Source organism: Candidatus Hodgkinia cicadicola (genome assembly GCF_002774925.1).
The window spans coordinates 20,156-46,957 of the sequence record NZ_NXGO01000096.1 but is presented as its reverse complement, the minus strand read 5'-3'; the positions used below and the strand labels follow the sequence as shown (position 1 = coordinate 46,957).

Here is a 26,802-nt window from a genome sequence, read left to right as displayed (position 1 = left end):
ATAAAATGTATTACCATGTTGGCCAACGATTATAAGTCAACACAACATAAATAGTTGTACAATGTTTTAACAAATTAAGATAATCCCTTATTTATATTCTATTAGAATTGAAACTTATCATAAACAAATCAAGAAGTGTTAAATATAAATTCCATTTAGTTGAATAAAGAATTAATTAACAATATATTATATTATGATGGTATTACTTCATAAGTGAGGTGATTATATCTTCTAAAGTTATTTGATTTTTGTAATAACATGTTTGTTTATAGTTAATATTCAATAGAATGAATTAGTTGGCGGCTTGTTAATAAAGATAATTGATTTAGAATAATAACAATCATGGCATGTTAAGACTAATAAATAGAATGATGATAATAAACTCACAACGTTGTAACAGGTATTTATGTTGGTATTAAAGATATTTGTATTTAGTAGAAAACCTTAGTTAAGATGATGATGTTAAATTAGGTTCATAATGTTGTTCGTTGTAGGTTTCAAATTAGTATATTAATTTAGATAACCAATAGTAATTTATTTACTAATGTTCATGACGATTAAAACAAAATCTATATAGTTAATAAAACGTATATTTGATCTTATTTAATAAATTATATTCGGAATGTACTTAAATTTTAATATAAAATTATCTTGATCTATACCAACATTTAAAGATACCAATGGTAGTAAATTTTACCAATAGCTTGAGTTAAAGAATTAAGCTTTAGATAATTCGCTAAAATATTCGGCATGTTATCTGTTAATCCAACAAATTGTCTAGTAATAATTTTTGATAGAATAATTTAGCTGTTAGCAACAAAATCGGACTTAAACATGATTCTCCTTTTTTTTGGTAACTTTGTTAAGTTCTAATGAAGATTAGATAGATTTTTAGTCTAATATATTACTAACACACAAGCAATTTATTACATCCTTTTTTCTAGTTAATGGATTGAACCGTTTTTTTAATTTATTTAAAGATATAACACAGTATAGACATGTAACTTAAATAATTCACGTACATTAATAACAAAATCTTCAATTATAAACTATGCCATAACAAGCTGTTATTAACAAAACTATATCTACCTATACGTTACTTCTAACATTTTCTTGTTATCTATATTCCAATCTATTATTGGCAATTAGCTGATATAACAATTAGAAACAAGTATGTTTAATTTTACTAACACTACATTTATTAAAAACAAATAATAATCTGCTAATTATATAATATAACAATAAGTAGCTACATGGATGTTATTGGAATTGTTTGTTTAAATCGGAAATTTGTCAACAATATTAACCATAGGTTCTGGATATTTTTGGTATATTTTGATCTTATATTTTTTATCGGTCATCGCAACACTAACAACATTGTAACCAATAATTACATATAGAATGATGGTTCAATGTAATTAATTTCTTAAACTAAACACCTATTGATAGTGACATCAGCATATATTTCAACATTAGTAGATATAAATTATCTATCCATAAACATATAAATATCGATCAAAGAGTTATTAATCATAACATTTTATTATAAAACTAGAAATATATTTACCAAATTATCAAAGGTTTTTATATCTTAAAATCTCCATAGTTTATTGATGAAACATAGAACAACTTTATTTTAAGTTATTCAAGATATTTCACTTGTCTTCAATCGGTTTATATTTCCAATTTTATATCGATTCAAAGATAAACAACCAATAATAGTCCAACTTATGATTATAAAATTATATTATAAATTACTATTAATTACTTAACGTATACAGGTTTTTTATAAGTCACTAGGATGTTTATAGTTTTAATAAAATTTTCTACATTATTGATACAATTTACCTAAATTCTGTCCATATAAAGTTGTTGTTAATTTAATATTATTTTAAACCTATCATAAATTTATAACCTTATTACTTATAATAAACCAACAAATATCAGCTACATCTTGTTTGTTTTAACTTAATAGTTGTTATAATCAAAAGATTTTCTCCATATGTTTCTTGTTGTTAATTAATTATACACCGATTAGTATAATAACACAAATTATTCGTTAAAATAACTCTAATCTTTCTTGATTGTTAATTACCATCCTAATTACATAAGTTGTTATCTCATTCATAAAACAAAGCTGCAATTCTAGATGTGGCCGTTGTCAATTCACATTTATTCCAAACAAGATTATTTAAATTAATTTATTCTAAATCTATATCTTATTTCATGTCAGATTTTATTCATAATTGTTATTGGCATTTATATATCTTGGATATTAGATCTATCGAGATGGTACCTTGGGTCATGTTAATTATATTCTTGTCAATGTTGGTCTCTTTTTAATAAAACAGATCAAATTAAATGTTTTTATTCTATCTCAAACCAACATCCGATGGTGTTACCTTCAATTATTAATGTATCTATTACAATTATACTTATGATTGTTATTTTTGATACATTTTTCTATCAGACAATGATAACCAACAACTTTAATTCACTTTAAATTCTTTAGGAATAAATAAACACAGAATACTATAAACTGGAACATCTAACAACAAAATTCTGACAGTTTTCTTTGTTTTTCTTAGAAATTATATCATACCATCATAAAATAACGAATTATTTCCTATCTTTTTTTTGTTTAAACCATCCCAATTAGAATAACAATTTATTTACTTAATTCATACAACATTGGTTTAATTTTTGATAGATAATATCTTATTAAATAAGTACTCCTATCTTAAACAGGATAGCAACAGTTTTATTAAAACATTAACATATATTAAATTAAATACTAATTTCAACGATACTTATATTTTGATATTAATATCCAATCTTATGTATATTATCTCTAAACATAATCTATTTATATCAACATTTCAACAAAATAAATACCATTTACAAACAAACATATATAATCCAATCAAATTCAACGTTTATAATAGGCCATTTTGTTGGTTTTTATATCGTTAGATTATAATTTTATTTGTTCCATACTATCATTTATACCTAACATAAATTTTTTATTACCAAATTGAAGTATAATTACATACGAGAGTATTAGTCGGATTCAAATCAACATGTACCACCATAGAATAGATACTATTTAGATTTAGTTGGAGAAAGATTATGTAAAAGAAATATATTAATTAAAATAACGGTAAACCCATAATAACATACAAACCGATTAAGTTAATCTAATGTAAAATTTACAACAACCAACATCTAAAATCAAACTAAACAACAAAATATAGACAACAAATGTATAATCCGTTAACGACAAACGATCAGTACGTTGCGATTAACATACCAAAATGATCCAATTAAACACTAATAACATGTCCAATGATTAACGGTATCAACATTAACATCTCCACCTATAACAAACCAAACGACCAAACATTAGTAGTGGATTAAACCAATGAGTTCTTTAAACGATTAGTATAAATTCTGTAAGATATTCTAACACTTAAACAAACATGGAGGTTATAATTCAAGAAAACGAATACACATGAAGATATTACTTAACAACAAGTTCATTACTTTAGAATCACCATGTTAAAACACATCCAAGATTACATACAATTTGTAAACACATTGAAAACCAACATTCTATTAATAACCGTTGTTATATAAACAGAAAATCCATGAACAACAACCTCAGTCTACAAAAAAACCATAACACAAGGAATCAATATATCGATTTGTACTTAATTTATACCCAACAGGGTGTTTGGACGTTGCGGTTGATCGATGACAGAAAATTTATTCTCATTTGGTATTAAATAATCTCTTTAAAACATCATTGAAATAACTAATTATAATTGTACCTTGTTTAAAGTTCTGAAATCAAACAACGTCCGATTATACACACTCCATAATTCAGTTATTAAGATCTGTACACATTTAACTCCGTTATACATTTTGTAGAGTCATGTATTAATCTGGTTCTATCCACGTTGTTCCGATCATAAATTAAGAAAACAAAAGAAACCCAACACTAACTTGTTAACATATTAGAAAAAATTAAGATCAATGGATTGGAGATTACAATTAATGTTGGTTCAATGGTCTTAAATATTTTAAAAGAGATGTAAAGCTTAGACAGTAATAGCCGATGTTAAATGCCAAACATATTAAGATACTAATAACCTGATCACAACGTTGTAGTATCTGTTTCGAAGACATCTAGTGGTTCTTGAAGATTATCAATGGTTCGGTAGATCATCAATGGTTCGATAAATGGTTCAAATAATCTGTTCCAACAAAAAAACAACAAAACTGTAATCCCTAATCTAACTTAAAAGTATACATGTTTAATCAATTTTAAAAAAAACATTAAGTAATTATTAAAGGTAATAACAACCATGTACAAGAAATTAAATCCAACCAGATGACAGATTAGCAGTGATTAATCCGTTCTGTGACAACGAAACACATCAGTGTTGTGTACAAATCCATGTTTACAATTCATGATGTATTAATAATAATTTAAAACAACCAAGCAACAAGATATAGATGTGTTAGTAATCATAATTTTGTTTGGTGTTAACATAATGTAACCATTATCAGATAATAAAAGTTATAAGATAAACTGATCTAAACATAATAGAAACCGAACATCTACATCAACATTTAACTGAATTAACATCGAAACAACACAGACATAACACATCTTGGTTAACGATATATTGATTATTAAATATACTGATATAACTTGGTTAAACCTAACATTCAGTTGAAATGAACCAAACATAACCATCGGAACAATATGGTCCTATTGATTCATGGCAAAACAACGTTAACTTTGGTGATTACTAAACTCTTTGGAAATTACAAACCATACGAGGAAACAGGATCTTATCTCCATGAAGAAAAACCTCGATAAGAATAACTATATCAACCACAGAATGTTGGATATGAATCCTAAAACAAGACATTATGTTCATGTTGGTTGTTTAGGTTATCCTTATTACATAAAATGTAACAACAGGAACGGTTCAAATGAATGGAACCATTTTCGTTTGTTCAGCATACAGATGAACCAATACCTCAAACAGGAGAACGGATATTGTTAACAAACCAATATAGGTAAACCTATAAGTGTTGTTTTCTTTAATAAGATCGATTTAATAGATGACTTAGATTCAATAGAACTTATCGAATTAGAACTTAGAGAATTATTTTCTTCTTGTAATTAATTATGGAAAAACACCAATTGTTAGAGGATCAGTGTTGATGACTTTGTTAAAAACAAAAGACGAATGATGTGATTAAATAAAAAAACTATTAATTAAAACAATTGATAAACATATACCAACACCAAAACATGAAAGAGATAAACCATTTCTAATACCAATTGAAGATGTGTTTTAAATTCCATGAAGAGAAACTGTTACAACAGGACGAATAGAACGGGAATTAATTAAAATAGGAGATGATGTAGAAACAATTGACATCAAACAACCGATATAAAACAACATGTGTTGACAACGAGATGTTTTTAAAAAAAGACTTGATTCAAGGAGAGAAACATGGTTACAACGTTGGAATTTTGTTTCTAGATATCGATAAAATATTATTAAATAGAGATAAGGTTTTATATAACCTAAATCTTTATGTTCATACTCTGTATGCTTAAACTGAAATTTATACATTAAAGAAAGAAGAATGGTAGACATAACCCAATATTAAACAAGTATAAACCTCAAGTTTTACTTACAGAACTACAGATGTAACTGTGAACAATTCATCTTGATTAAAGGTATTGAAATAATAATGTCCAGAGATAGTACAACAATATCAATTGAATTAATTATATCCTGTAGTTATTGGAAGAAGGATTGAGTTTTGTTGTTAGATAAAGAGATAAACCGTTAATGCTGAAGTAATTACAAGACTCATAAGATAGATTTAGTGTTTAATATAAGATCTAAATCATTCAACTTACCAACATCATCATCGTATATTGAGAATTAAAACTAATATAAAAGTAACAGGAATCTGTAAGTCTTTCAACAAAAAAACAAGGAATTTACAATCAACACTACTCTAATACATAGATAAAAAAAGGAGTAGAGATCGATTATGAGATAAAAAAACATAACTCCAAAATGCTGACAATAACAGCTGACTTCAATGAACATATTTTCTAAACTGATTAAGATCTCAATACCATCAAGGTATTTATATTGGAATCAAACAACCAAAGGTACATCGAAGAATTATATTAACTCTTAAATGAAATTAGTATCTGTAAAGTCTAAAATGATATCAATTAATGGTAATGCGGCAACAATGTTGGATATCTTGGCATGTGTCGTTGTATCAAGTAGTCTAAATTTTATTAAATTAGGATATAATGAGAGATAGTTGTTAAAAAACCTTCAAAGATATTGATGTTAAAAAAAAATAATTTATGTTCCGTGTTTTATTATAACTCCAAACGAATTTGGTTCAGTATTTGGATATTAAAGACTTAAACACAAATTCAACTATAAACATCAGAGGAAAAACAAAAGGTAGAGAATTTACAGGTGTGATCAAACGTTATGGTTTTTTGGGACTAAGTGCATCACATGGTGTATCTTTAACCCATAGATCGTTGGGAGTAATTGGTTCAAGACAAGACCCTGGCAGGGTCTGAAAAGGAAAGAAAATGGCTGGTAGAATGGGAAACGTTTATATTAGTTTAAAATTAGTCAAGATAGTGGTTATTAATAAATTTACATGTTGAATTATAGTTTATGGATCTGTTACCGAGAAAAAAAACAACATCTTATATCTGCAACAAACAAAAATATAACTGTTTTATTCTAGGATCGATATTGTTTCCAACGTTGTAAGATGAGAGTTGGATAAACGACGTTGATATGTTTCATATATTAAAATAAGATCAGATTCAGAATATAGTAACAAAAAATTATACAAGCAAAAGGGCATGGGCGTTGCAAGACATTCAACTAAATCAGTATCACAATTTAAAGGAGGATATAAATACAGTGCTATCAAAAAAATAAAAAGATCTAAAACCAACAAACGATATAGGGATATTGCTATTAGGAGTGTATTGGTTGAGAAAGTTAAAGATGGTAAATTGTTATTGATAAATAGATTAACTAATGTTAGGAATTTGGTTGTATCGGGATTATTGATACACACTTCTGATGAAGATAAACAAATTATTTATGCCACAAAGATCGGATTTTGTTGTATACATTGATCGAAGTTAGATATTTCTTCGTTAATCAAAACAAAACAGCTATTATTCACAGATTTAGCAATGAACAAACTCTGTAACACTTTAGAATCGAGATGACAACTGATTACAAACTAATTAACCCAACATCACCAGCAGAACAAAACTTAATACAACTATTAAATGTTCCGAAATAAATAAAGACAGACCTATCAAACCATTAAACAAGAAAGATATATGTGAATCATCAGATAAGAACAACACTGGAAGATTACTGTAAGAACATAGAAGTGAGAGATGTAAGAGAATATTTCGAATAATCGATTACAAAAATTTACCAATAGGAGGTTGTTAGTTATTAAAAATAGAACATAACTCCTAACAGGAGTACCAACATTGTTGTTGTTAAAAACAGAACTGAAATCTTTAAAGTATATTGTTGCTGTAGATGATTTAAAAAAAACCAAAACGATCAGATCAAACAAAAAAACATAATTGTGGTATAAGCAACGGATGGAGGTTGGAAATCAGCATTGAGCTTAGATGATCTGCTTCTTGGTACTCAAGATTAGTTGTATGGAATTTTATTCTGAATAAGGTAGAAATTTATCAAGACCAACAGGTTGTTGTTGTTAAGATTTAACAAAATCCAAGATAAAGTATTAATTAAAAACTTAATTCAGATATAAGAAGATTATTAAATAGAAAATATACTGTAACTATTAGAATAATATCAACCAAGAACCATTTAATAAAAACGATTAGTAAGATTAAAAGATCATGTTGGCTTGAAAAGAAATCAAACGTAAGTAGAATAACAATGAATTCTATTGATCATCCTATGGATGGAAGTGAAGAAAAACTAGTGAAGAAAGACATCCCGTTTCACCTTGAGATATGGTTATCGAAAAGAGAAACCAACAACCAAGCATCAAAACACCTTATCTAAAGGTTGATGTAGTAATTAATGTCAAGATCAACTGTGGAAACCAACGTTTGTTTCGAACAGGATCTTAAAGATGATGGTATTGTTAAGTTAATATCAAAACCTGAAACAGAAATAAGTATATAAATTCCAGAATCAATTGATGGAACGTTTGAAGTACATTAATGGAATGATGATTAATAAAATTAAAATTACAACCTCCACGGTTGGACATAAATTAGATGAATTCTCTATTAAAAAACAACATGTATACATAGTGGTTAGTATTACCTACCTGTTTAACAACATCAATGACAATCCAAAGAAACTCCAATGAACTAAAACATATATTGAGAGGTGATATATGTGTTGTTATTAATAAGTTGGGATGGTTAATAAGAAAGAAGAATAGCTGTGTTGTTAATCAATTTCTTAAAACATATACACAATGATGTGGGGTTTGGAGGTTTTGAACTTTAGATTCATAATACTTAATAGATTTAATATCGGTAGAAGACATATAAAAAACCAAACTTAGATATGGTTCAAAGAGTAGAATATTAAAGATCAAGAGTGTAGGAACCAATGTTAGTGTTAATGTTAATATAATTAGTAAAAAAACTAATCCTTATAGGTATATCGGTTGTTATTAACATCTAATTGAAAAGATTCGGTATTCTTCATGTCTAAATGATTATTCCGGATATTTAAGTTATTAAACTGAAAACATGTTTGGTAAATTGTTATAAGAACCATGGATTTGATAAGGGTTAGTATGAAACAGGAAAAATATTTCTATAGAATAATTCTAGGAACCGATGATACCACATCTTTTCTACAAACAACAAAACATTCATGTAAAAGATTTAAACGTTTATGATTTAAAGAAGTTATTTTGATCGAATATTAAAGTCATTGTTAAACAAACAGATAATCCTACTTACCATCCGTTAGTTATAGCCAACAGGTTGATAAATGAAACAAATAACATAATAATAATGGTAAATGTAAAACAAATATCTAAATCGTTAGTTGGAACCAACATAGCTGAATTGAAAGTAAGATATTCTGGAAGAATAAACAGAACAGATGTTGTTCAAACAGTTATAACATATAAAAAAGATGTTATTGCAAATGTTCTCTACTAATATATCCTATGTCAACGTAAATGTTCGAATAAGCTATGGTGTTTGTAGTATTAAAGTCTGAGTATATATTAATAATTTAAAATAAACATGTTACAACAAATATGGATAAATTCAGAGGAAAGAATTGAAACTTTAGACCGGTTATCTCATTGAACGTTGAATCCATTGAACAGAAACAAAATAATTAAAGATAACATGAGTATAAATTGAATCTGTTAGATCTGATAGTATTAACTGCATGGAAAACGGTTATATGGGTGTTGATAAGAAATGTTTCATGATATTTTATTAACAATAGTGATACATTTAAACCGCTGCCAACAAACAGGTAGATAAGAGAGGTATAGAAATCTCTGGATTTTGTTCTTCAGACTAAAACCTAACAGGATATTATTTGTTAATCCATCCTCCTTCAAAGGAGGTCTATAAATGTTGTTCTTAGGTCCATTAATTGTAAACTTAACGATTGATGGAGATCATGGATGTAGAATTATGGGATCAACATGTTAGTGGAAACTATTACTAAGGACTTATTAACAGAAACAAAAATGGTATTGGTTATTAAAAGAACAAAACGATCAAAGAAATATAAAAAATAATAACAAGTACAAAAAAAACACTTAGTATCAGATAAGGATAATAGATTTAGAATTGGTTCAAAGATTTTAATTAAAAGCCGTTCACTAATCTCTAAACGTAAATCTTGGTTTATTGTAAGTATGGCATAATGGTTTTACCTAGATCTGTTGTAAAGGTTATAGATAATTCTGGAATAAAATTTATTAGATGTATTAAAATATACAAGTTCAACAAACAACCGTTGAGCTAAATATGGAGAATAAATAAAAGCTTCAGCAATTGTTGTATACCCAAGATCTAAAATTAAACAAGGTAGTGTTGTTAATGCTTTGATAATCAGATGTATTAAACCATTTAATAGAACATTTAGATATATAAAGTTTAATGAAAATTCTGTAATAATCTTAAGTGATAAGTTAGAACCTATAGGTACCAGAATATTTGGACCTGTGTTGAGAGAATTGGAGGTTACTAACCAAAATATACTTTCATTGATCAATTGATGTTGTTTAACTAATATTTAAAAGAACAAAACATGGATAGTTGTTAGTATAAATAATAAAAAAAATAAGAAATAAATTCATGTAAACACAACAGGCATATACCAAAAAGGTATAGTCAAGATTATCGGCTGTTTTAGTATTCATTTGTTTAAAGGTACTGGCCGTTGTTACCAAACAACAACTTAAATCTATTTAATCGAACCAAATGTTGGTTTTTAATAGATATATCTAAGCTGAATCTAATACATATTTTTATATTAAAATGTACATATGTTACCTAAGATTAACAAAACCATCTTATCTGGATGTGTTAACAACAAAATCCAATGAAACCTCCAACAAGATTGGAACATCCGTTCTTCATTTGATTACTGGATTTAAATCAGTTTTAATTAAAGTTAAGTCAACAATATCTGGATTTAATGATTAAGAAACACCAGGTAATCGGATTCAAGTGTTGCATTACGTTCGAAGAAACTATATACTTTCTTGGATAAATTAACATATAGTACCACTCATAAAATGAAGAACTTCAAAGGATTTAATCTATCATCTTCTGATAAGAATTACAACATTTCGGTTGGAAAACAAGATCGATCGATGTTTTCGGAGACATAGTCATGTGAGAACATTGGCCAAACAGGATCCAATATCACTATTTGTATCAGTGCGTTAGCACAAGTTCATGTTGTAATGTTGTTAAAGAAAATCAAATCGAACTTCATTAACATCTAAGATCAATACATTAAAAGAAACCAAAACAAACAAAATGTGATATATATTATCAACAATGTTAAACTAACACAACAACATTGTAACCTTTTGTTTCTTGCAACAAAAAAATGAATCTATTACTACCAGTAATCATTGATTTACTTACCAAGAATAATAAGTTCAGTTAATATAAGAAGTAAATATATCGTTGTTGATAGATCTCAAGGATATTATTCATATTTTTTCTTCTGATTATTTCAAGAAGTAATAAAACGACTAGATAATCCAAGGTTGTTGTTAAGAACAACGAAATAATCTCGATAAATCTAATAGTATACATGGAAATATATATTAGAATCCATTATCTATAATGAGAAATGGTTCGATTTCCAACCTCTATACCTTAAATTCAAAATCAAATTCATCACTGACATCTAAATAACATAGGTACAGTTATAGTATTGGTGTTGGAATTACAACATTCAATCACCTAATAAACTAATAGATGTTAACCATATAATAGGAATTACAACATGAATAATCAAAACAATTCAGATATCAGAAATCTTAAATCTAAAGATATATTGGGAGTAGTAAACATCGGAGATAAAACATTCAGGTTGGTATCCTGTTATTAACAACAAAGTGATGGTATTAAACGAATTTAAATCCAACTAATACTAGAAAGAATAGTGGTTGTTACTTTATCAAAAAAAACTACTACTATATGCCATTATAAAAGAATAAAACTCCATTTACATGGTTCCAAACGTTCAAATGTTTGGATCATTCAGAAGTATTGATATTAAACAACTGTGTATTTATTAAACATAAGTTGTGTTGCGGTCTGTTACCACGATTTAGTAATACACTTATCAAAGTTAACAATTAATTTTAAAGGTATTAACATAGATCATATTAAATAGATAGTTATAAAGGAATAAATCATAAAAACATCGAAGTATTCAAATGGTCTGTGAACGTTTGAACTCCGATCCTGTTATATAATTTTATTTCAATTAAACAGAACCAACGTTCAGTCCAACATCCAATCGTTAATAAATATAATGAGTTCAAGGTATAAGTTCGGATATAGGTCTATAACTTATTAGGTTGTTAAGAAACTAACCATATTAAAAGGTCATAAATGTTGTTAATGGTAATAGTGATAATCTACACGGATAAGAAATATTGGATCGAACGTTGTTAAAAAGTAATAGGATAGAATTAAACGTTCAAGATCCGATAATACCATCAATGTTAAGAAAACTTAATAATAGAAATTATAATCTGATGAATAAAATCAACTAGAAACCTAATCATGGAGACATCATGGTATTGTTTAGCCGTTGATGTTTTATCTAAAGTATACAAATAACTCTAAAGAAAGGATGGTACATGTTGTAAACATACTCGACACATTAGATTTTATGTTATAGATGAATGTATATTGGAAAAAAGTTTTGATTGATGAATATGTTTCCTAACCCTGTTGATTAAACCAAAAAAAAAACCATATCAATGTTATTGTGTTTGGTAATCGTTTGGATGTTTAAGATCTCAGTATATAGGAAAACATAAGTAAAGTTAACAACAAAGAAATATACAAGGATGTTTGAAGACAACAGAAACATAGATCTTGAGTATCGGTTGTTATTAGGAGATATTTATTAGTAGTGTTGGCTTCGGATAACAATAAAACAAACAGATAGAAACAGGATGTTGTTACAAAATTCTGATCATTTTGTTTGAATAATATGTTAGAGGTTCCTCTCGGAAGGAACAAGAAACTTATCTCTAATGCCAATGTGATATAATTAAAACAAATATTGATGTGTTGATGTAAAATGACCACAACATTGTAAGAACAAAGCAGAATAATGTTACAACGTTGGACTCTGTTGTGTTTAGAGATTATAAATGTTAGTGTTCCATCATTGGATAAAAGAAACCAACATAATGTTATCAAAGTAACATTTAATACATTATAGAGAATTAAATTCAAACTTCTAATTAAATGAAGAATGGTGTTGTTAAACTCATTGAATTCAGGTTTCATGAAGAGGATCACGAAGAAGTAAGATGAGGTCATGGTTATTCTAAAGGAAAGACATATGGTAGAAGAACCAACGGTCAGAGATGTAGATCAGATGGTAAGAGGTATAGTTATAAACGAAACAACATCCAGTTAACTGAAAGATATTAGAATATGGATTTAAATGAGGTAACAACAATGGTGGTCATATTATCAAAGCTATAAGTTTAAGCCTGTTGAACAACAGGTTATCAAGTAATTGTAAGTGTTCTATTAAAAATTTATAGAGATATGTTTGGTATAAGTGATCTCTGTTATGTTAAATCATTAGATGGTGAGATAACTGTCACTGGATTGATGTTGGAATGTGATCTGGCATCTGATAATACTATACTTAAAATAACAAATCTTGGAGGTAAGATTAATATCTCAAATGTTGTATTCCGTCTGAGGTAATCAGATAAAAAAATATAACCGATACTATAAAAAAGAAATATCTTCGTTGTTACTACACACCTAATGTGACTCTTGATGGACCATACTTTGTTATTCCATGTTAAATCTTACTATCTGTTAGTCCAATGAATCTTGGCATGAACGTTGTTTAAGTTAAACAGGACCATAGGTCATTACATGTCATAGAAAACATCCATCATATTAATTAACCATCTTGAAGTATAAAATTCTATCTAATGTAGATAACTTGGATATATTAACTACTTAAAAAAAGAGATATAGACATAAGGTTTATTTGTTGGTTATAAAAGGTAACAAACAGCAACAAACGGTCATGTCTAAAATACATGAGATTATAATAAGTTTGATACGTTTAATAAAGAATTAAATAGAAGTATTACATACAAAGTTAACAACATCAAGGGTAGTGTACAGTTGTTCTTATAGAAGAGGTGATGTGGTATTGTGGTGTTTATAAATGAATATGAAGATTTAAAGGAAAGTGGAAATTGTTTACCATTTTATTATTTAAGTAACTAATAGATACGATACTGATAGAAAAACAACAAAATGATAATAGTAATAAACACTGTAACATTTCAAATAGAAACAGAAGCACTGAATCGAATCAAGATGTTGTGTTATAAGTACTACAACCCTGATCTTAAATCATAACTTCTATAGATATTTTATTAATAAAACCATTATAACGAATTGTAAACCTTAGAGGGTTTGGACGTTGTTAATGTTACAACAAATTAAATTAATATCTTGTAGATATAATAAGTTTAAGGTAGGTATAATACTAAATGATAAGAACTTGGTTCAAACCATAGGAAACACATTAAGGAGAGTATTAATGTCTGATGTTGTAGGATATGTGGTAATTGGAATTAATATTGATGGTGTATATAATGAGGTTGATAAGATAAATGGAATAAAGGAAGATGTTATTGAGGTTGTTAACAATGTCAAGCGACTAGAATTCATGTGTCAAGATGGAAGAAATGTATTTAGAACAGTAATAAATACTTCTAAGAAGGGTAAGGTTCTTGCAAGTGACATTTATCTTCCTGATGGAGTATTAATATTTAATCGTAATCACTATATATGTAATTTAGGAATTGGAATCAGATTTAGATGTGAACTTGTTGTTGCTTGCAGTAAAGGATACTTGTCAGCTTCAGAAGTCCAAGGTAGATATAATTTATGTCTACATGGGTGTTTGGCCTTAGATGTTGATTTTAATCCAATTAAACAAGTATCATTTAAGATAATCAAATATGAATTCAATGTATATTCACAAGAAGAAGCTGAATTAATTATTGAAACCAACGGATCAGTAGATGTTGTCGAAGTAGTCTTCGGATGTTGTTTAAATTTGAATAAAAACTTTGATAGTATTAGAGACTTGTTAAAAATAAGTTAAAGTTAATGGTAAGATTATCAAAACATGAAGTTATAAACTTAATAAGATGTTTTATCATGACAGGTAGGTTGGTTTCTACTCAGAAAGATTAAAAGCTGTTAAAACTAACATTGAAAGGATATTAAATAGAATCAAAAACATCAAGACAGATAAACCACAAGAAACCATCAGGTTATTGAGATCTAAGTTGAAATGCGGTCAAAGATTCGCTGTGTTAATAGGATATTTATTCTCTAAAATAAACAATGGCGGTTACACCAAACTGATAAGGTTGTGAAGAAGAGATGGTGATGGTGCGGTTACATCAATTTTAATACCATCAAACCATTAGTTAAATGCATTACCATCAGCTATGCCAATCTTACCATGTTCATTTGTTCTGTGGATGTTGTTTAATATCAAATGAAAATTATAAACGATTAATGACATTGTTTTATATGACTAACAACACCCAAATCAACAATCACCATGCCATTACAACCCAATCAGACCTACATAATAACATTTCAAACATAACATCAACAATTATATCCTCCAAACACTAACCCATTAACTTATATGTTTTATTCCAATGTTTCCAATTACCATGTAACCTCAATCGTTATATCCGATCCCCATAGTGTATATGTTTCTCCATATAAAAAAGAACCAACATCCAGTCCCTACTTCGTTTTTAAACATACTCCAATCATCTTCCATCTCTTTATTATTAAATCTACATCATAACAGGTAACATCAATTATTACTTTATCCAACGATAACACAACAAAATCAAGTTAAACCATCTGTTAGATCAAACCTTTAAACATATAATTCCTTCAATTAAACAAAAACAACATACACCATCTGGTTGTTTTAATCCACATCAAAATGATGATCAATTATACTCACAACTACGTTGTTTCCTATTTCTAACATATTTAATTCCACTATCAGAGTTAACATATAATTAACTAATAACAATCTGGTTTAAACATCCACACTTTTGTTTCAATCACCAACGTCCACCCCAATCATTCATGTGTCTTCAACGAAGATGTCCATATTATCCATAGACTTAAAGAGACTTAAACCTACACCAACTAAACGGTCATAAGCCTCATGATCTACTATTAAGCTTATAAGTCTAATTCATATTTCTCTATCATGTTATCTTACTACTAACAAGTTCTATTTACTATCGGTACTTTGTTGTTGCCAACGAGATCGGGGTTATTGATCAACTATAATTGATTTAAACATAAGTTAAACTGATAAAATTAATATAAACATCCGAAATAAACATGTGGATGTTGGTATCAGATACAAATTGATCGAAGTCATCATGTGTATCACTCTTAACAACATAATAACAACAGTATTGTAGAAACCAAAACTTAAAGAAATACATCAAACGTTGTTAACAGTAATAAAAAATCTATTAAACATATAACGGTAGAATGAATCAAATGAACCTCAATAGAAGTGATAACCAAATACAACAAAAGAGAAATAAATTGGAAAAACAAAACTGATCCTATCAAGGATCAAAGATCTGAACTACTAAATGTTATAATAGATAACACTAACAACATTTGAACACCAGATTTAATTTAAACACCAACTTGGTTAACAAAATACCATTAACTCACAATGATTTACAAAACAGACTCTATAAAAACATATTATGAGGTTGTTATAACAACGAGGGTATAAAGATATCAAAGTTAGAACTTATCTTACGAACGTTGTTTCCATTAAATCTCAAACATTATAGTTTAGAACTGATAAAACCAAGTAATTCTGTTAAAGATGAGAAGTTTACTTCGTTTGGACTTGAATTAAATGTTATCCGGTATTGTCTTGATAAAGATATTTTGTTTGTTATCGATCAATATGGTTTAGATGTACTATTAATGGATTTACCAAGACCATCAAAAGATGGAATTCTGACTATAAACGGAACAAGGAAAACATTAATAACACAACTGATAAAACAATCGGCAGTGTTATTTGATCGAGAAAACAAAACCATAAGCATAAAAGATAGAGATGTTGGTTATCTAAAGATCAATGGACCGAAAATAATACATAACAACCGTGAGTCCGATCTATTTACAAGTCTGTTAGCACTAAAGACCAAACATTCACATATATTTAAAGGTATTTCTGAAATACATGATGTAGGTTTCTATAAAGGTACATGACATCGGTTAACTTGAGATACTACAAAACAAAATGAATTTAAATATAGTTCGAGAAGATCACTTAGATGTAAAAAAACTATAACAGGATGTATAGAAACGGGTAATGTGGTTATCATTGGAGCTTATACTAAGACATCAAAGACTCCTATTGTTAACATAGGTAAAAACATAATGTTAGATAAGAATACCGCACTGAATTATTCAAGTTACATTACAATAACTAAATCTTTAAATGTTCTGAATGTTATTAATGAATTCGATGAAGCAATATTGGAAGGTGAAACTGAAATAACTTGTGAAGACATCAATAATGTTGAATTAACACTAACAGGTAGGATCTTTTTAAATGATTTAACAAGAAACCATCTGAATTTTGGTTTAGAACAGTTAACAAAAAAGGATTTAATACTAATTATGAATGAAATGTTGTTCAATCGGAATAGTTTCAAACATGTTGATTGTGATATTCGTGTGATAAGAGGTAGTGGTGATGTAATAATAGATGTTATTAAGAAAATATTAGAACCTATATTAAATATTAATGATCCAAACGTTCAAACCGATGATGACATGATGATTGGTAAACTTTTTGATTCTGCTAAAAAAATACAAAGTGATGTTGATAATTTTTTTGTTTCTTCCAGTCTATGTCAATATCTCGATCAAGTAAACAGTTTATCTGAATTATCTCATAAAGGTAAGTTAACATGTTTGGGTGAAGGTGGATTGACATCACAAAATGTAGAGATTACCATAAGAGATACAAAACGGTGACATTTGGCTAAGATATGTCCAATTGAATCTCCAGAAGGTCAGAACATTGGTTTGGTAACAGCATTATCAGCATATGCCAACGTTGATGTTAACGGATACATATCGACAGGATATTATAAAACCTATAATGGATTAATCAATAGAAATATTATATATTTAAATCACTTTGAAAGTAAAAGACTGAACGTTGGTTTAACGTGTAATAGAAGTCAGGAGAAATGAACCATGTGTTTGAATTGAAACAAAATTAAAATAACAGATAGAAGTGTAATAGATCTAAGTTTAGTATCAGATGTTCAAATGTTTTCACATGCTGTTCGTTTGATACCATTTCTTGGACACAACGATCCAACAAGGGCATTAATGGCAGCAAACATGTTAAAACAAGCCATACCTCCATTGAATCCAAGACCACCCTTAGTTGGTACTGGAGAAGAATATGCCGTAATGAGAGATACTGGTCACAACGTTGTGGCACGTAACGATGGAAGGGTTGTTAATGTTGATTCTAAGAGAATTGTTGTTTACGAACCAAGAGATCAGAAACAAAGAGTTTATACCTTACCACAATCAAGAAAATCAAATCAAGACATGTGTCAAAGAATACGAACGGTTGTTTATCCTGGCCAAAGATTGAAACAGGGAGATGTTATTGCCGAATGTCAATCAAGTTGTGACGGAGAAATGAGTTTAGGTGCCAACCTGTTAGTGGCATTCATGTGTTGAGAAGGATACAACTTCGAAGATTCGGTTATAATCTCTAATAATGTTATAAATAAAGGTATATTTAAATCACTTCATATAATAAATCTTAAAACAACGGTCAAACGAACACCATCTGGTAACGAATGATTGAGTCCAAATATTACTGATATACCAATAAAATATCGGAGATGTCTGGATTCCAATGGAATAGTTAAAGTGGGAAGCAACGTCCATGAGGATGATGTGTTAGTGGGTAAGTTGGCTCCAAGATCTGATGCTAAACAGAAGAAAGAAGAAATCAAAGAGATATGTGGAGATGAGTTAAGTTCAGATGAAGATATCAACGATGATAATGGGGTGATTACCAACATGGAAGATGGAGATTATACATTCAACGTAGGAAAAGATGGAGACGATGAATTCTCTACAGAATTAGTACATAATACTTCACTTAGAGTACCAAAGGGAATAGATCATGCAACGGTTTTAGAAGTTGAAAGATCATCAGATGGAGATAAAAATTACCAAGATAAAGATCTAGAAGAATATATACGGTGTTACAACGTTGTTACTAAGAAATATGTCAGAAGATGTTGTCTGTTGTTACAGATCAGTAATATAAAGAAATCATTTACAACAAGTCCACTTTCATCTGACAATAAGATTATCCAAGACGGTCTAAATCTATTACACAAGAAATACTTAAGTTATTTGAACAAATTGGAAGTTAACATGTTGTCTAAGTTTAACAACAGATTGACAAATGAAAACCAAAGTGATGGAAGTAAGATATTAGAAACTATTAAAGTAAAACTACTTGTACATAGATCAATTAAAGTTGGTGATAAGATATGTGGAAGACATGGTAACAAGGGAGTGATATCGGAGATAGTTCCGAAAGAGGATATGCCATTCATGGCTGATGGAACACCGATCGATATTATACTTAATCCATTAGGAGTACCATCTAGGATGAACATTGGTCAATTATTAGAAACAACCTTTGGTTTAATTAGCTACAAGTTTGGTTTGGAGTTTAAACATGTATTAAACATGTATTATAAAACAAATGATGATCGGATATTGGAAAGAGTTATACCTAAACTTACCGAATTATATCCAAATATAAATAAGTTAACAAAAAATATGATCCTGATTTTGTTGTCTGAATTATCACAAGGAGTAAAGATATCCTGTCCGTTGTTCGGGTTCCCGTTTGAGTCATGTTTGAAAGATTTTAACAACAGGTTGTCAATTAATTCCAACAGAAAGATTCAATTATACGATGGAAAAACAGGATTACCTTTCATTAGTACAACAAATGTAGGTATTATATATATATTTAAATTAAACCATTTAGTCGATAACAAAATCCATGCCAGATCAACAGGACCATATTCGGTTGTAACTCAGCAACCTCTTAAGGGAAGGAATAATTTAGGTGGACAAAGGTTGGGTGAAATGGAGGTATGGGCGTTGCAGAGCTATGGTGTTGCTTATTTCTTAAATGAATTATTATCGGCTAAATGTGATGACATGATGGCAAGACATGAAATCCAAGAGAACTTTCTGGAAGAAAGACCAACACATAATCTCCACCAAACTGAAGGTATGGCTGTTTTGGTAAAAGAATTATTCTCAATGTGTATTGAAATCGAAGCAACGAAATAAATAAACATGTTGTCAGTATTTAATAAAAACATATCTAATCTTAGATTTAAAATAACATCACCAGAAACAATATTGTCATGGTCATATGGGGAAATATGTAATACAGATACCTATGACGATAATGGAAAACCAATCGTTGGTGGTTTGTTTTGTCCAAAGATATTCGGTCTTAGAAGGAGAAATGAATGTTTATGTCCAACACCCAATTTAAACAACAAAATGATCTGCCAAACTTGTGGTATATACCTTGATACTAACAGATTACAAACAAGATCGAGGTTCGAACATATTAATTTATCAACACCAGTAATGCATACTCTGTTTTATAAACCAACACCCACCATTTTAGCCGAATTACTTAACATGGACGTTGAAATGGTTCAAGATATAATCGAATGTAAACTTCATGTTATAATATGGTCTGATCTAAATGATTATAGAAACGGACAAGTCATATCAACCGAGACATACAGAAACATGTGAATAAGAAACGATCGATGTTCAGTAGCATCAGGAGGACAGGCCATCATGGAACTGTTATCAAGAGTTCAGTTAAATAAAATAAAGACATCATTGATAAAAGAAACACAACGTACAAAATCCGAAGAACTATTGGATAAGATAAAGAATAGACTGGAGATAGTTGAATGTTTTATTTCGAATAATATTAGATTAGAATGATTGGTGATAAGGATCTTACCTGTTCTACCTGCTGAATTAAGACCAATGATAGTTTTAGATGATGATACATTAGCAAATTCTGATTTAAATGTACTCTATAAAAACATTATCACCGTAAACAACAACCACTTAGTTAAAACAAACGAGATAAAGTCAAACAGTGCCGATGAATTTGATAGTTACATCGAAGGTCTGATATCGTTACAGAAGGTAGTTGATGATTTAATTGATAACTCTTCGGATGTTGATAATCCCAACAAGTACAACACAAAAGCATTGAAGTCATTGACTGAAATATTAAAAGGAAAACAAGGTAGGTTTAGACATAACATATTAGGTAAGAGGGTAGATTATTCAGGTAGGAGTGTGATAGTACCAGGACCGAACTTATCTATAAATGAGTGTTCGATACCAAGATCAATGGCTGTTGAATTATTCAAACCATTCATTTATTCTAAACTAATGTTGAAATCAAATCTTAACAACAAGAAAACCATCAAACATGTACTAGAGACTGATATTTATTTAACTTATAAGATCTTAGAAGAAGTAGTAAGTTACTGTCCGGTGTTATTAAACCGAGCACCAACGTTGTATAAGTTAAGCATGAGGTCGTTTTGAGTTAAACTTACCAATGAAAAAGTTATAAGATTACACCCATTAGTATGTTCTGGTTTCAATGCTGACTTCGATGGTGATCAAATGGCAGTCCATGTTCCACTCAGTTTTAATGCCAGAATCGAAGCTACAACGTTGTTAATGGCCGATAATAACGTAATGCATCCGGCCCATGGTGATCCATGCATCCTGCCATCCCAAGACATGATCCTTGGTCTGTACTACATGTCGTTAACATCACCAGAACACAAGGATATATGCTTATCTTCATACAATGAAGTACATAAAATTCTATTCTTAAACAAAATAAACTTACATACCAAAATAAAATTCAGAACTGTTGTAAACGGGAAGATAACTGAAATACTATCAACACCAGGTCGTTTGCTAATATCTGAATTAGTTCCATCATGAATGTAATTTTTTTATACGAGTGGAACTATCCCGAATTCAGTAAGCAACTAACCTTCGACATAATTAAATTGGTCAATGATAAATGTGGATCAAAACAAATGACAACGTTTTGTGAAAGACTGATGAGATTGGAATTCAAATATGCAACAAAATCTGGTCTGTCATTATCGAACTCCGATCTTGTTAGTCTAAGTTATAAGAAACTACTTCTTAGAGGTATACGATCAAGAATAACAAAATCCTGATCAAAGATTGGCAACAAACAGGAGATTTCAATGTCATTATCAACATGACCGAAGGTCTTGGATGTTGTTAATAGTAATATTAATTTAGAAATAACAGGATATAGTTTAAAACAAACACCGATTCAAATGATAATTAACTCTGGTGCCAGAGGCACGTTGTCTCAGATTCAACAATTAATTGGTTCTAGAGGATATATCGTTGGGTTTGATGGGAAACCATGTAGATTACCAATTCTGAATGCTTATAATGAAGGATTAAGCTTAATTCAATTCTTTTGTTGTACATTTTCATCGAGAAGAGGATTGATCGATACAACGTTGAAAACGGCAAGCTCCGGTTATCTCACAAGAAAACTTGTTGAATCAACGAGAGAGTGAGTAATAAGTGAAGATGATTGCAGCACCGAAACAGGTCTAAATGTTAAACCAATCATGGATCTTGATTTTATTAAGAACAGATTGATCGGAAGATTTATAGCTAAACCGATATTAACAAACAAGAAAATAATTGTACAGAGAAATGAACTAATTACTGAAGATAACATTTATAAGATATTAACAAATTGTAATGATGGTTTATGAATCAGATCTCCGTTGACATGTCAAGTAAGATTTGGTATCTGTAAACTCTGTTATGGAATAGAATTGGGTAGTAGAAACATGGTACAACATGGTGATTCTGTTGGTGTTTTAGCAGCCCAATCAATTGGTGAACCTGGAACACAACTTACATTAAGAACATTTCATGGATTAACAAATATCGAAGATAAAACCAATAGAAAAATGATAAAGAACTGTTTAATATCACCAGTTTCAGGAATTATTAAGATCAAGGATGTTTCATGTGTTGTTTCAGAATCAAACGATATAACTGTTGTTAATTCTAATAGTTCGTTATTAATTATTAAAGATGGTATTGAAATCTGAAGTTATAAACTGCCAAGAGGTACTCACTTGTTGGTTTCAAACAATAAACACGTTGAATCCGAAGAGATATTATGTTTCAATTGTATCAGATCAACAAGTTTATTAAGTTTAGCCAGTGGTCGTTTGTTCTTTAAGAACTTAATATATTACTTAAACATTAAGAAAGAAACCTATGATATAACTGAAAGAGATAAAGACCAATGTTAAACCGAATGTTGTCAAAGATAAGATGTCATTGATTGGTTTAGATGTTGGAAGAATGAAACGGTTGTATTATGTCACTGTTAATGGTAAGAACACGTTTAAAATAAATCCTAATGAAAGGATAAGTTTATTTGATGAGATCTTAGAGGTTACAATCGAAGATGAAATTGACATAACATTGACTGAAGGTTTCGAAAGATTATCGAAGTTATTTGATAACAACACTGATGGGGATAATAGTTCAGTTATTAGTCCGATAGATGGGATATTAAAACATGGAACCGATGGCAATGGAAACAGGTTATTCGTCATTGATCCGATAAACATTAACAAACAGCCTGTTGTTTATTCTGATTTAGATGTTAAACTGTTTATTAAAGAGAACAACATGGTAAAACAAGGACAAATCATCTTACATGGAGACCATGATCTATCGAATTATGCTGAAATATATGGGTTCAATGATCTCTTTAACTATTTTGTTGGTATTGTCCAAGAAATATACGGAAACCAAGGAGTTAATGTTAATAGTAAACACATTGAGATGATTTTAAGACAAATGACTAACACAGTAAGCATATCAGATGCTGGTAATTCACCATTAGAAGGTCGGATGTTGTTATAATTGACAGGATGTTTCCAGAATTAATTATTATATCAAAACATTAAAAAGAAAAACAGTATTAGGTGATAGACAAGTCGTTGGTATAACAGAAACATGTGTAAATCAAAGATCTATACTATCCGCTATCTCCTTTCAAGGAGCAATAAAATCAATAATTAAAGCTATAATATCTAATAACAATTACGAAATAACTAGAGTAAAAGATAAAATTATGTTGGGAAAAGTACCATTGATTGGTACAGGTTTCATAAACGAACAAAAATTGATTGAAGATGGGATGTTAAACAAAAGTGATCCCGTTGATGGAAAGATCTAGGTATAAAATTGTTAGTGAACAGGATATATCTCTTATCAGATGAAATATAACTTCTAACTAATAAGTATATCTCTTCGGTTTAAATAAAACGTTTGAACGTTTGAACAAATTATGTTATTAACAACAGAAATTAAACAGAAATGTGTAGTGACAACGATGGGATTTTGTTTATCTACATATTAAGATTGAAGTATATAATCGGTAATAGATATTCCATGATAATTGTTAGATATGGGTATATTAAGAAGATTTAACAGAGATTAAACCATTAAGTTAAAGTATTATAAACATAAATATACCAAGAACACTCATGAATTCTAATATTCAGATAAAAGTAATACCAATGAATGGGAAATAACAATGTCAAGGAACCGTAAGGTTAATAACACTGTGTTTTCTTATTCTGATAAATGTTTGATGTTATCAAAACTAATAAATTACATAATGAGAGATGGTAAGAAACGTATGGCCATGTTGATTTTGAAGAAATCATTGGATTATATAAATGACAGATTACACATTAATCCATTGAAGGTGTTATACGAAGCAGTTGATAATGTTACACCATATATAGAAGTTAGAAACATGAGAATTGGTGGTGTTTCATATCAGATACCAATTGATATACCTGTTGATAGGAGGTTAGGATTAGGTTTAAGATGGATGGTTGATGCTGCAAAACAACGTAGAGAGGTTACAGCATGGTTGAGGTTGGCTTGAGAAATAATAGATAGTGTTCTAAGAAAGAGTTCTTCATTTAAACGAAGAGAAACCATGCACAGCTTAGCTAAAAACAACCAAGCGTTTGCTCACATGGGATGATAAACTCAAACCTCAGAAAAATAAGAAACATTGGTATAATGGCTCATATAGATGTTGGTAAAACAACCTTCACCGAAAGGTTACTATTTATAACAGGTAAACAACACAACATTGGAGAAGTTCATGACGGAAATACCACCATGGATTGGATAATTCAGGAACAAGAACATGGAATAACAATAACATCGGCTGCTACTTCTACAAGTTGGAAGACTGATTTGTTTACTGATGTTCAATTTAATGTTATAGATATTCCCGGTCATATTGATTTTACTGCTGAAGTAGAAAAGAGCTTACACATCTTGGATGGAGCTGTTATAATATTAGATGTTAATGCTGGTGTTGAATTTCAAACAGAAATGATTCGAAGACAAGCAAATAAACATGCCATACCAAGAATAATATTTTGTAACAAGATGGACAAAACAGGATCGGATTATTTCATTAGTTCCAATAGTCTGATTGATAAATTATCTATAAAAACCATTATTACTACAAATACCAATTGGTACACAATCAGAATTCCATGGATAATAGATGTAGTTAACATGAAAGCAGTATACTGAAACCAGAATGGTAAAGATCTAACATATAGTATTATGAACATCCCAAACGAATACAAGAATGTTGACAACGAACAACGGAGGTTACTCGTTGATTCAATTCTCGAGTTCGATCACAACAAAATAACAACATGTCTACGTTGTAATAAACTTGATAGCCATAGTATAATCTCATTAATAAGATTAGCAACAATTTCAGGTAAAGCATTACCAATTATGTGTGGTAATACATTAAAAAACAAAGTAATCCAACCTGTATTAGATGTAATTGTTAATTACTTACCATCTCCTGATGATAGACAACCGGTGAGAGATTCATTATTAACAAACTGATTCTAAGCTTTCCAAGCAACTCTGAACCAACATCAATGTCAATATTTAAAATAATGTTAGATATATACTTCGGTTTCCTGTGTTTTGTAAGAATATATTCTGGAAGTGTTAAACAAGGAGAAGTGATCTACAACGTTGGAAATAACTCTGAACAGAAAGATAACTAAACTGTTGAAAATACATGTCAACTTTAGAACAGGATTAAGCCATGTAAACTCTGGAGATATTATTTCCATTTGTGGTATTAAAAACTCAATAACCGGTGATACACTATGTGATACAACCTCACCAATATCATTGGTTGCTATTAAATTTCCAACACCTGTCATCTGTGTTGCACTTGAACCAGATATTGAACATGTTTACAAGTAACAAACCTACGTTTAAACACATGAAAGGAAACTATTACTACGTTGTGAATAAATATTTGATCAGTAATAACCAATTGTTGTTAAATAACTATATCTATCGATGTTCTTAATTAAATAAAACATAAATTATATCCCATCTCGATTGATATTAATAGTAAATCAAAATAAAACATCAACATCTATACAAAACAAGATATCATGTGATGTAAAAATCTCGAAGATTTATTAAATTAAACAGACTAAACAAACCCACAGATGTTTTAGTTGGAAATGATAATTTAGAATATTAAAACATTTGTTCAGTGATAAAACCAAAGATATTAGACATGTTCTGCGATAACTGATTGGTTCATTGTTATT

Annotated in this window: 21 protein-coding genes and 2 pseudogenes; 21 read left to right on the top strand and 2 right to left on the bottom strand. The window is 29.2% G+C overall.

Annotation, left to right across the window (positions count from 1 at the left end; all coding sequences use genetic code 4):
• Nucleotides 1-4,053: 4,053 nt before the first annotated feature.
• Nucleotides 4,054-4,188 (bottom strand): hypothetical protein, encoded by a 135-nt coding sequence (locus MAGTDC_RS05690; RefSeq protein WP_278046976.1) that lies wholly within the window; start codon nucleotides 4,186-4,188, stop codon nucleotides 4,054-4,056.
• Nucleotides 4,189-6,240: 2,052 nt separating this feature from the next.
• Between MAGTDC_RS05690 and MAGTDC_RS05685 the strand changes: the two genes are divergently transcribed.
• The 13 genes and pseudogenes from MAGTDC_RS05685 to MAGTDC_RS04980 all read left to right on the top strand — a co-directional run bounded on the left by MAGTDC_RS05685 (nucleotide 6,241) and on the right by MAGTDC_RS04980 (nucleotide 15,318).
• Entirely contained in the window at nucleotides 6,241-6,372 is a 132-nt protein-coding gene (locus MAGTDC_RS05685) for a hypothetical protein (protein ID WP_278046975.1), read from the top strand.
• A 136-nt stretch (nucleotides 6,373-6,508) separates the two neighbouring features.
• Nucleotides 6,509-6,677 (top strand): annotated as a pseudogene (gene rplC, locus MAGTDC_RS06035) (50S ribosomal protein L3); the annotation flags it as partial.
• A 176-nt stretch (nucleotides 6,678-6,853) separates the two neighbouring features.
• Nucleotides 6,854-7,336: a 50S ribosomal protein L4 gene (gene rplD, locus MAGTDC_RS03345; protein WP_192572898.1), complete on the top strand. Its 483-nt coding sequence runs from the start codon at nucleotides 6,854-6,856 to the stop codon at nucleotides 7,334-7,336.
• A 544-nt stretch (nucleotides 7,337-7,880) separates the two neighbouring features.
• A pseudogene (locus tag MAGTDC_RS06030) lies at nucleotides 7,881-8,147 on the top strand (hypothetical protein); the annotation flags it as partial.
• A gap of 287 nt (nucleotides 8,148-8,434) precedes the next feature.
• The gene (locus MAGTDC_RS04995) at nucleotides 8,435-8,611 is read left to right on the top strand and encodes a hypothetical protein (protein ID WP_192573199.1); all 177 of its coding nucleotides are present in this window, start codon (nucleotides 8,435-8,437) and stop codon (nucleotides 8,609-8,611) included.
• Between the two features lie 330 nt (nucleotides 8,612-8,941).
• Nucleotides 8,942-9,271 carry a hypothetical protein gene (locus tag MAGTDC_RS03330; RefSeq protein ID WP_146657037.1) on the top strand — a complete coding sequence of 110 codons (330 nt, stop codon included), beginning with the start codon at nucleotides 8,942-8,944 and terminating at the stop codon, nucleotides 9,269-9,271.
• Between the two features lie 842 nt (nucleotides 9,272-10,113).
• A complete protein-coding gene (locus MAGTDC_RS06025) occupies nucleotides 10,114-10,374 on the top strand; it encodes an uL14 family ribosomal protein (RefSeq protein WP_146657057.1) in 261 nt (86 codons plus the stop codon).
• A gap of 241 nt (nucleotides 10,375-10,615) precedes the next feature.
• Nucleotides 10,616-10,783 carry a hypothetical protein gene (locus MAGTDC_RS04990; protein WP_192573195.1) on the top strand — a complete coding sequence of 56 codons (168 nt, stop codon included), beginning with the start codon at nucleotides 10,616-10,618 and terminating at the stop codon, nucleotides 10,781-10,783.
• 32 nt (nucleotides 10,784-10,815) lie between these two features.
• Nucleotides 10,816-10,971, top strand: coding sequence for a hypothetical protein (locus MAGTDC_RS06020; protein ID WP_146657056.1), 156 nt, complete (start codon nucleotides 10,816-10,818; stop codon nucleotides 10,969-10,971).
• A gap of 2,113 nt (nucleotides 10,972-13,084) precedes the next feature.
• Nucleotides 13,085-13,273 (top strand): hypothetical protein, encoded by a 189-nt coding sequence (locus MAGTDC_RS03310; protein WP_146657036.1) that lies wholly within the window; start codon nucleotides 13,085-13,087, stop codon nucleotides 13,271-13,273.
• A 120-nt stretch (nucleotides 13,274-13,393) separates the two neighbouring features.
• On the top strand, nucleotides 13,394-13,558 hold the full coding sequence (locus MAGTDC_RS04985; RefSeq protein WP_192573193.1) for a hypothetical protein: 165 nt from the start codon (nucleotides 13,394-13,396) through the stop codon (nucleotides 13,556-13,558).
• An 820-nt stretch (nucleotides 13,559-14,378) separates the two neighbouring features.
• A complete protein-coding gene (locus MAGTDC_RS03305) occupies nucleotides 14,379-14,987 on the top strand; it encodes an RNA polymerase alpha/RpoL/Rpb11 family protein (RefSeq protein WP_192573192.1) in 609 nt (202 codons plus the stop codon).
• A 175-nt stretch (nucleotides 14,988-15,162) separates the two neighbouring features.
• Nucleotides 15,163-15,318, top strand: coding sequence for a bL17 family ribosomal protein (locus tag MAGTDC_RS04980; RefSeq protein ID WP_192573191.1), 156 nt, complete (start codon nucleotides 15,163-15,165; stop codon nucleotides 15,316-15,318).
• Between the two features lie 218 nt (nucleotides 15,319-15,536).
• Here the strand turns inward: MAGTDC_RS04980 and MAGTDC_RS04975 are convergent, their stop codons facing one another.
• Nucleotides 15,537-15,686 (bottom strand): hypothetical protein, encoded by a 150-nt coding sequence (locus tag MAGTDC_RS04975; protein WP_192573190.1) that lies wholly within the window; start codon nucleotides 15,684-15,686, stop codon nucleotides 15,537-15,539.
• Between the two features lie 875 nt (nucleotides 15,687-16,561).
• On the opposite strand from MAGTDC_RS04975, the gene MAGTDC_RS03300 reads away from it, so the two are divergent.
• From MAGTDC_RS03300 to MAGTDC_RS03270, 8 genes are all read left to right on the top strand, one after another.
• A complete protein-coding gene (locus MAGTDC_RS03300; protein WP_146657034.1) occupies nucleotides 16,562-20,323 on the top strand; it encodes a DNA-directed RNA polymerase subunit beta in 3,762 nt (1,253 codons plus the stop codon).
• A 6-nt stretch (nucleotides 20,324-20,329) separates the two neighbouring features.
• The gene (locus MAGTDC_RS03295) at nucleotides 20,330-22,042 is read left to right on the top strand and encodes a DNA-directed RNA polymerase subunit beta' (protein WP_146657033.1); all 1,713 of its coding nucleotides are present in this window, start codon (nucleotides 20,330-20,332) and stop codon (nucleotides 22,040-22,042) included.
• The gene (locus MAGTDC_RS03290; RefSeq protein WP_146657032.1) at nucleotides 22,033-23,415 is read left to right on the top strand and encodes a DNA-directed RNA polymerase subunit beta'; all 1,383 of its coding nucleotides are present in this window, start codon (nucleotides 22,033-22,035) and stop codon (nucleotides 23,413-23,415) included. The genes MAGTDC_RS03295 and MAGTDC_RS03290 overlap by 10 nt, the downstream gene beginning before the upstream one ends.
• 22 nt (nucleotides 23,416-23,437) lie before the next feature.
• Complete coding sequence (locus MAGTDC_RS03285) at nucleotides 23,438-24,037, top strand: hypothetical protein (protein ID WP_146657031.1); 600 nt, start codon at nucleotides 23,438-23,440, stop codon at nucleotides 24,035-24,037.
• A 676-nt stretch (nucleotides 24,038-24,713) separates the two neighbouring features.
• Nucleotides 24,714-25,178 (top strand): 30S ribosomal protein S7, encoded by a 465-nt coding sequence (gene rpsG / locus MAGTDC_RS03280; RefSeq protein WP_146657030.1) that lies wholly within the window; start codon nucleotides 24,714-24,716, stop codon nucleotides 25,176-25,178.
• Nucleotides 25,172-26,077: a GTP-binding protein gene (locus tag MAGTDC_RS03275; protein WP_146657029.1), complete on the top strand. Its 906-nt coding sequence runs from the start codon at nucleotides 25,172-25,174 to the stop codon at nucleotides 26,075-26,077. Before rpsG ends, MAGTDC_RS03275 begins: the two co-directional genes overlap by 7 nt.
• Nucleotides 26,078-26,106: 29 nt before the next feature.
• Complete coding sequence (locus MAGTDC_RS05675; RefSeq protein ID WP_278046973.1) at nucleotides 26,107-26,238, top strand: translation factor GTPase family protein; 132 nt, start codon at nucleotides 26,107-26,109, stop codon at nucleotides 26,236-26,238.
• The gene (locus MAGTDC_RS03270) at nucleotides 26,207-26,443 is read left to right on the top strand and encodes a hypothetical protein (RefSeq protein WP_192573189.1); all 237 of its coding nucleotides are present in this window, start codon (nucleotides 26,207-26,209) and stop codon (nucleotides 26,441-26,443) included. Before MAGTDC_RS05675 ends, MAGTDC_RS03270 begins: the two co-directional genes overlap by 32 nt.
• Nucleotides 26,444-26,802: the final 359 nt, after the last annotated feature.